Source organism: Herbaspirillum sp. B65 (assembly GCF_000333555.1).
Taxonomy (GTDB): domain Bacteria; phylum Pseudomonadota; class Gammaproteobacteria; order Burkholderiales; family Burkholderiaceae_D; genus Herbaspirillum; species Herbaspirillum rubrisubalbicans.
In genome coordinates this window covers 1-7763 of the sequence record NZ_BADI01001003.1, presented here as the reverse complement: position 1 = coordinate 7763, position 7763 = coordinate 1, and the positions used below count along the sequence as shown (strand labels likewise).

Annotated in this window: 10 protein-coding genes; 5 read left to right on the top strand and 5 right to left on the bottom strand. The window is 60.7% G+C overall.

Going from position 1 to position 7763, the window contains the following annotated elements; translation table 11 throughout:
* From I5W_RS23730 to petA, 3 genes are all read right to left on the bottom strand, one after another.
* Positions 1–312 (bottom strand): cytochrome c1 (locus I5W_RS23730; protein ID WP_044531097.1); only part of this gene is annotated, 312 nt, incomplete at its 3' end.
* Positions 313–335: 23 nt separating this feature from the next.
* The gene (locus I5W_RS23725; RefSeq protein WP_017453788.1) at positions 336–1742 is read right to left on the bottom strand and encodes a cytochrome b; all 1407 of its coding nucleotides are present in this window, start codon (positions 1740–1742) and stop codon (positions 336–338) included.
* A 2-nt stretch (positions 1743–1744) separates the two neighbouring features.
* Positions 1745–2353: a ubiquinol-cytochrome c reductase iron-sulfur subunit gene (gene petA / locus I5W_RS23720; protein ID WP_017453787.1), complete on the bottom strand. Its 609-nt coding sequence runs from the start codon at positions 2351–2353 to the stop codon at positions 1745–1747.
* Positions 2354–2645: 292 nt separating this feature from the next.
* Here petA and mscL point away from each other — a divergent pair, with 292 nt between their 5' ends.
* On the top strand, positions 2646–3083 hold the full coding sequence (gene mscL / locus I5W_RS23715) for a large conductance mechanosensitive channel protein MscL (RefSeq protein WP_017453786.1): 438 nt from the start codon (positions 2646–2648) through the stop codon (positions 3081–3083).
* Positions 3084–3154: 71 nt separating this feature from the next.
* Here mscL and I5W_RS23710 read toward each other — a convergent pair whose 3' ends face one another.
* On the bottom strand, positions 3155–3919 hold the full coding sequence (locus tag I5W_RS23710; protein WP_044531096.1) for a Nif3-like dinuclear metal center hexameric protein: 765 nt from the start codon (positions 3917–3919) through the stop codon (positions 3155–3157).
* Between the two features lie 42 nt (positions 3920–3961).
* Between I5W_RS23710 and I5W_RS23705 the strand changes: the two genes are divergently transcribed.
* The 3 genes from I5W_RS23705 to I5W_RS23695 are packed head-to-tail and all read left to right on the top strand — an operon-like array spanning position 3962 to position 6600.
* On the top strand, positions 3962–5143 hold the full coding sequence (locus tag I5W_RS23705; protein WP_017453784.1) for a Do family serine endopeptidase: 1182 nt from the start codon (positions 3962–3964) through the stop codon (positions 5141–5143).
* A 17-nt stretch (positions 5144–5160) separates the two neighbouring features.
* On the top strand, positions 5161–5856 hold the full coding sequence (locus tag I5W_RS23700) for a DUF2461 domain-containing protein (RefSeq protein WP_044531095.1): 696 nt from the start codon (positions 5161–5163) through the stop codon (positions 5854–5856).
* 33 nt (positions 5857–5889) lie between these two features.
* Positions 5890–6600 (top strand): FadR/GntR family transcriptional regulator, encoded by a 711-nt coding sequence (locus I5W_RS23695; protein ID WP_044531094.1) that lies wholly within the window; start codon positions 5890–5892, stop codon positions 6598–6600.
* A gap of 7 nt (positions 6601–6607) precedes the next feature.
* On the opposite strand, the gene I5W_RS23690 is transcribed toward I5W_RS23695, so the two are convergent.
* Entirely contained in the window at positions 6608–7333 is a 726-nt protein-coding gene (locus I5W_RS23690) for a hypothetical protein (protein ID WP_256380795.1), read from the bottom strand.
* A 39-nt stretch (positions 7334–7372) separates the two neighbouring features.
* Between I5W_RS23690 and I5W_RS23685 the strand changes: the two genes are divergently transcribed.
* Positions 7373–7763: MFS transporter (locus I5W_RS23685; RefSeq protein ID WP_044531093.1), on the top strand; the 391-nt coding region annotated here is incomplete at its 3' end.

Here is a 7763-nt window from a genome sequence, read left to right as displayed (position 1 = left end):
CACCGAACCAGGCTTGGCATCTGGCGGCGTCATCGAGATCTTCATCAGATCGCCGACTTTTTCCCCGGAAAACATCAGGTTTCCCTTGATCTGCTCTTCGGTCAGGCCGATGTCGCGCAGGCGGTTGTAGCGCATGGACGAGGCCGAGTGGCAGTTCAGGCAGTAGTTGACGAACAGCTTGGCGCCATTTTGCAGCGAAGCAACATCCTTGGTGCGATCCGGGGCGCGATCCAGCGGATAGCCCCCTTCGTTGGCGCAGGCCAGCGCCGGCAGCAGGGCCAGCGCGGCAATCACTTTCTTGAGCAATGTCATGTTCTTGTCCTTTGGCGGCTGGCTTAGTGCGGGTGGTAGACGACGCGCTCGGGGACCGGCTTGAAGGTGCCGGCAGCGCTCCACCACGGCATCAGCAGGAAGAAGCCGAGGTAAATGAAGCTGCACACCTGCGAGACGGTGGTGCCGATGGCCGTCGGCGGTTGCACGCCGAGGTAGCCGAGGATGACGAAGGCGATGCCAAAGACCAGATAGATGTACTTGTGCCAGCTCGGGCGATAGCGGATGGACTTGACCTGCGACTGGTCCAGCCATGGCAGGCCGCCCAGGATCACCACCGACAGGCCCATCAGCACCACGCCCCAGAACTTGGCGTCGAAGACCAGCATCCCAGCGATGATGACCAGGCCGATGATAATGGAAGCCATCTTCAGCTTGGCCGTCAGGCGCGACTTGAACACCAGCAGCAGCACATAGGCCGCCACGCCGGCGATGAGCCAACCCATGAAGTCGGCCGTGGTGGCACGCAGGATCGAGTAGAACGGGGTGAAGTACCACACCGGGGCGATATGCAACGGCGTCTTGAGCGAATCGGCCGGGATGAAGTTGTTGTACTCCAGGAAGTAGCCGCCCATTTCCGGCGCAAAGAAGATCACTGCCGAGAACACCAGCAGGAAGATCGAGACACCAAAGATGTCATGCACCGTGTAATACGGGTGGAATGGCACGCCATCCAGCGGCACGCCGTTCTCATCGGTCTTTTCCTTGATTTCCACGCCGTCCGGGTTGTTCGAACCCACTTCGTGCAGCGCGATGATGTGTGCCGCCACCAGGCCGATCAACACCAGCGGAATGGCGATCACGTGGAAGGAGAAGAAGCGGTTCAGGGTAGCGTCGGAAACGACGTAGTCGCCGCGGATGAGCAGCGACAGGTCGGGGCCGATGAAGGGGATGGCGCCGAACAGGTTCACGATCACCTGAGCACCCCAGTAGGACATCTGGCCCCAGGGCAGCAGGTAACCGAAGAAAGCTTCACCCATCAGGCACAGGAAGATACCCACGCCGAACAGCCAGACCAGCTCGCGCGGCTTGCGGTAGGAGCCATACAGCAGGCCCCGCAGCATGTGCAGGTAGACCACGATGAAGAAGGCCGAAGCGCCGGTGGAGTGCATGTAACGCACCAGCCAGCCCCAGGGCACGTCGCGCATGATGTACTCGACCGAGGCGAAGGCCAGGTTGGCATCGGGCTTGTAATGCATCACCAGGAAGATGCCGGTGACGATCTGGATCACCAGCACCAGCAAGGCCAGCGAGCCGAAGATGTACCAGAAGTTGAAGTTCTTCGGGGCGTAGTATTCGGAAAGATGGGCTTTCCAGGTCGCCGTCAGCGGAAAGCGTGCATCGATCCAGTTCAGTGCCTTGGCCGCGGCGGGCGCGTCATCAGGCAGCTTCTTTTCGTGAAATGCTCCCATGATCAGGCCTCCCCTTTCTCGTCCTTGCCGATAACGAGCTTGTTTTCGCCTTCAAACATGTAACGCGGGACTTGCAGATTGTCCGGCGACGGTTTGTTCTTGTAGACGCGACCGGCGAGGTCGAAGGTGGAGCCGTGGCAGGGGCACAGGAAGCCGCCATGCCAGTCGTCCGGCAGCGAGGTCTGCGGGCCGGTCTGGAAGCGAGAGCTGGGCGAGCAGCCGAGGTGCGGACAGATACCGACCACGACCAGAATATCCTTGCGCACGGAGCGCCATTCGTTGAGCGCGTAATCGGGCGTCTGGGAGAAATCGGTGCGCTTGGAATTGGGATCGGCCACTTCGCCATCGGTCTGCTTGAGGGAAGCGATCATCTCGGGCGTGCGCTTGAGAATCCAGACCGGTTTGCCGCGCCATTCGACGGTGCGCATTTCGCCGGGAGCCAGTGAAGAAATATCCACTTCCACCGGTGCGCCGGCTGCCTTGGCGCGTTCAGAAGGTTGCAGGGTGGAGACGAACGCTCCAGCGGTGGCCAAACCCGCTACACCTCCGGCCGCACAAGTCGCAACAAGCAAACCTCGTCGACTTGCGTCGACCTGATTCTCGTCAGTCATAAACACCCCAATCTCCAAATGTAAGTTAGCGTGGACCTTCTAAGTGACCCTCATGCAACTTTTTGATTATATATAAGCTGAATAGGGTTTTGTAGCTAACGGCCGGTATGGTACCTGCTCGCAAAAATCAACATTTGACGCAGCGCAACCCATTGTCAATCTGCTCTTTTTATCCGTTTTCTGGCAGTGCAGCGTCAGTTCTTGTCCGATTTACTTTTCCTGGCAGGCAGGATATAACCCGTTGTAACCCCGCCTCATGTTTAAACAGCAACTTTCAAAGGAGAAACCAGGGATGAGTATGCTCAAGGATTTTCGCGCCTTCGCGATCAAAGGAAACGTGGTCGACCTGGCCGTGGGTGTCATCATCGGTGGCGCCTTCGGCAAGATCGTCAGTTCCCTGGTCGAGGATATCATCATGCCCATCGTCGGCAAGATCTTCGGTGGCCTGGACTTCGCCAATTACTACCTGCCCCTGAACGGCCAGGCCTATGGCCTGCCGCTGGCCGAGGCCAAGAAGGCCGGCGCAGTGTTCGCTTACGGCAACTTCCTGACCATCTTCATCAACTTCCTGATCCTGGCCTTCATCATCTTCCAGATGGTGCGCGCCATCAACAAGGCCCGCGACCTGGCCACCAAGAATGAAGAAGCCGCTCCGGCAGCGCCCGCCCCCACGCCGGAAGACGTGCTGCTGCTGCGCGAAATCCGTGATTCGCTCAAGAAGCAGGCCTGAAGCGCTTCTTCACTTTACCGGCTTCACATTTTCAATTCTTAAAGTGAAGCTTGACGCATCACAGTCGGATCTCACACCGGATTGTCGATATCAATGAACCGGTGCTCGATGCCAAAATGCGCCGCCACATGTTCACCCAGCGCCTGGATGCCGTAGCGCTCGGTGGCATGGTGGCCGGCAGCGAGATAGACCGTGCCGCTCTCGCGGGCCAGGTGCACGGTCGGTTCCGAAATCTCGCCACTGATGTAGACCGTGGCGCCAGCATCGATGGCCTCACCCAGCATCCCTTGCGCCGCCCCCGTGCACCAGGCTACCTGACCGATGGCTTGCTGCGGATCACCGATCAACAGCGGCATACGGCCCAGGCGCTTTTCGATCAGCAGCACCAGGTCGGCGGCGGTCCTGACGGCAGGAGAATGGCAACGACCGATCCAGCCGATATCGTTTTCGCCGAAGCGGCCCGTCGCATCCAGGTCCAGTCGCTTGGCCAGTTGAGCGTTGTTGCCCAGCTCGGGATGGGAATCCAGCGGCAGGTGGTAGCCGAACAGATTGATGTCGTTGGACAGCAAAAGCTTCAGGCGGCGTTGCTTCTGCCCGATCACGCGCATGTCTTCACCGCGCCAGAAATAACCGTGATGGACCAGGATGGCATCGGCCTGCCAGGCCAGCGCCGCCTCGATCAAGGCCAGGCTGGCAGTCACGCCGGTCACCACGCGCCCAATGGTGGTGCGCCCTTCCACCTGCAAGCCGTTTGGGCAATAATCGCGATATTGCGCAGTGTTAAGGGCGCGTCCCAGATATGCTGAGAGCTCGTCTCTGTTAATGTGGCGGGTCATTTCTTCCTCATCCGATTTCACATCAAAATCAAGAATTCTTTTATGCGACGTTTATGGCTGTTGTTTGCACAGACGGTGACAGTAGGTCTGGCGCTGTGGTTCATTGTAGCGACCTTGAAGCCGGACTGGCTGTCCGGTTCCTTCACATCGCGCGCCCGGCCGGCCCAGTCCACGGTCCAGATGCAGGAAGCCGCCCCCAACGCGCCCGCCCTGGACTCCTACCGCCATGCCGCACGCCAGGCCATGCCCTCGGTGGTCAATATCTTCACAACGACCGAAGCCCGGCCACAGAAGAGCCCCTTCCAGAACGACCCGTTCTTCCGCAAGTTCTTCGGCGACCAGTTCGACGAACAGCAGCAGGATGACAAGCAATCCAGCCTGGGCTCGGGCGTGATCGTCAGTCCGCAAGGCTACATCCTCACCAACAACCACGTGGTGGAAGCGGCCGACAAGATCGAAGTGGCCCTGGCCGATGGCCGCAAGGCCAGCGCCAAGGTGGTCGGCATCGATCCCGAGACCGACCTGGCCGTCATCAAGATCGACCTGCCCAACCTGCCAGCCATCACGCTCGGCCACCCGGAAAACAGCTCGGTAGGTGACGTCGTGCTGGCCATCGGCAACCCCTTCGGCGTGGGCCAGACGGTGACCATGGGCATCGTCTCGGCACTGGGGCGTAATCACCTGGGCATCAATACCTTCGAGAACTTCATCCAGACCGACGCCGCCATCAACCCCGGCAACTCCGGTGGCGCGCTGGTGGACACCAACGGCAACCTGCTGGGCATCAACACGGCCATCTATTCGCGCACCGGCGGCAACCTCGGCATCGGCTTTGCCATTCCGATGTCCACCGCCAAGACCGTGATGGAAGCCATCATCAACCATGGTCAGGTGGTGCGCGGCTGGATCGGTGTGGAACCGCAGGACATCACGCCGGAACTGGCCGAGAGCTTCGGCCTGGGCAAGAAGACTGGCGCCATCATCGCCGGCGTGCTCAAGGGCGGGCCGGCCGACCGTGCCGGGATGCGTCCGGGCGATATCCTGGTGAGCATCGCCGACAAGCCGGTGGCCGATACCACCGAGATGCTCAACGTCATCGCGCAACTCACGCCCGGCCAGGACATCGCCATGACGGTGCTGCGCAAGTCGCAGGAAACCAAGCTCAACATCACGGTGGGCAAGCGTCCGCCGCCGCCCAAGACCGATGACAACGAGGAAGAATAAGCTAGGAGAAGCTCCCCATGCATGTGCGTGACCTGATCCAGTTCCTGGGCGAACTGTCCGAGAACAACAACCGCGCCTGGTTCGTCATGAACAAGCCGCGCTACGACATCCTGCGCGAGGAATTCCTGGCGCTGACCATCAAGCTCATCGCAGAGATCAGCAAGTTCGATCCGGCCATCGCCGGTTGCAATCCGAAGAAAGCGCTGTTTCGCATCAACCGCGACATGCGCTTCTCGCATGACAAGCGCCCCTACAAGACGCACTTCTCGGCGGCCATCACCGCCAGCGGCTTAAAGAAGCCCAGCCAGGGCGGTGGTCCGGCCTACTACTTCCACATCAACGAAGCCGGTCAGTTGCTCATCGCCGGTGGTGAATATCTGCCGCCCACGCCGCGCCTGCGCGCCATCCGCAATCGCGTGGTGGAAGATGCAGCGGGCTTCACCAAGATGCGCAAGAACAAGAAGCTGGTCGCCACCTATGGCGAGCTGCAGGAGGAAGGCAAGCTGCAGCGTCCGCCCAAGGGTTTCGATCCGGACACACCGAACATCGACTATGTGAAGCTCAAGAGCTTCATCGTCTGGACCGAAGAAGATATCCGCAAGAAGATCCCGGCCGACCTCGGCAAGCGGGTGCTGGAAGGCTTCAAGAATGCCTATCCGCTGGTGCAGTGGTTGCGCGAAATCCCGCTGGTCCAGCCCGAAGCCGAGCAATGAGCACCGCGCTGATTTGCCCGTACAACCAAGGCCATGACAAGTAAAAAGACGGCACCCAACCTGCAATTGCAGCAGGTACGTATTTCGGACCAGATCGCCGACCACATCGTGCGCTACATCGCCGAGCACAAGCTGGAGCCGGGACAAAGCCTGCCCAGCGAAGGAGAACTGACCCGGCTCTTCGGGGTCAGCCGCCCGACCGTGCGCGAGGCCACCAATGCGCTGGCCGGACGGGGGCTGATCGCTGTCTCCAGCGGCAAGTCACCCACGGTGCTGCCCTTGTCCAAGGTTCCCTTTTCCAATCTGGCGCAACATGGCTTGGCGACCCAGCAGATTACGCCGATCCAGATCCTGGAAGTGCGCCATAGCCTGGATCTGCAGGCCGCTGTGCTGGCGGCGGAACACCGTACACCCGACGATATCGAGCGCATCAGTGCCATCGTGACGCAAATGCCGGCGGCGCTGAGTAATGTAGAAGCGTTTTCCCCCCTAGACGCGGCCTTCCACGAAGCCGTCGGGAAGGCCACCCAGAATCCCCTGCTGTCGGCGATCATCAGCGGCATCAGCGCCATCCTGTTCGACTCCACGCGCTCGGTCCATTCCCATACGCGCAACCAGGATGAGTGGGATTCGGTACTGCGCAACCATCAGAACATTGCGGCGGCGATCATCAACGGCAATGCTTCAGCCGCCCGCAGGCTGGTCGATATCCATTATGTGGATGCCTACAAGCGCTACGACTGAGACGGTCTCAGCAGAGCGTCTCGCTGTGCCTGCCGCAATTGCTGTGCTCGCACTGCTCTGACGGCGCGGCGCAAACATGTGCCGGGCAGCAGGACGGCCCCCAATGCTGCCGGGTACTGGTCAGGCCGATGCCTGGATTGAAGGAGTTGGTCGGATCCAGGCGGCGATAGAACTGTTCCACCTCGGGACCGGCATGATAGAGATGACCGAAGTTGTGCTCGGCCGGATAACGCGCGCCGCGTGCCTCCAGCAGAGCCAGCAGACGCTGCTTGACCGATGCGTAATCACGCCCCTTCTTGACCAGGTACTCCTGATGCATCACGTGGCAGAAGAAGTGGCCGCAATACATCGTGAACTCGATCTCCTCGGCCAGTTCCGCCGGCAGCACTTCAAACCAGTCGTAGGTATTGCGTGGCAGGGCAACGTCGAGCGCGACGATCTCTTCGACCGTATCCTGATGCACGGCCCGGTAGCGATTGGCTGCATTGCCGATGGCGAAACGGTTCAGGAATGCGGCGCTGGCCTCAGCCGGCGTACATTCGATGAAGCCGGCCTGCGCTGTGGGCAAAATGCCCTGGAGATAGGCACGTGCTTCCTCGATGCCATCATCGCCCATCTTGAGCAGCAAATGATGGGCGTAGCGATCCCGCATGTCTTCCAGGCGCGGCGGCAGATGCGCAGGCAGGCGGTCAGCCAGGGCCTGCAACAGGCGATCACCGAGACTGCGTCCCAGGCCCAGCTAGCCGGAACCCCTCACTCCATAAGGATTGCCATGCCAATTGCTCTTTGGGCGCTGACCATCAGCGCATTCGCCATCGGAACCACCGAGTTCGTCATCATGGGCCTGCTACCGGAAGTCGCGGCCAACCTGGGCGTGAGCCTGTCCTCGGCCGGGCTGCTGGTGACCGGCTATGCGCTGGGCGTGTTCGTGGGCGCCCCGCTGGTCACCGCCACCACCGGCCGCCTGCCGCGCAAGACCTTGCTCATTGCGCTGATGGTGGTATTCGTCATCGGCAACCTGGCCTGCGCCATGGCGCCGGGGTATGTCACCTTGATGATAGGACGCGTAGTGGCGTCCTTCGCCCATGGCGCCTTCTTCGGCGTCGGTTCGGTGGTAGCCACCAGCCTGGTGCCCAAGGAAAAGCAGGCCTCCCCATCGCCTG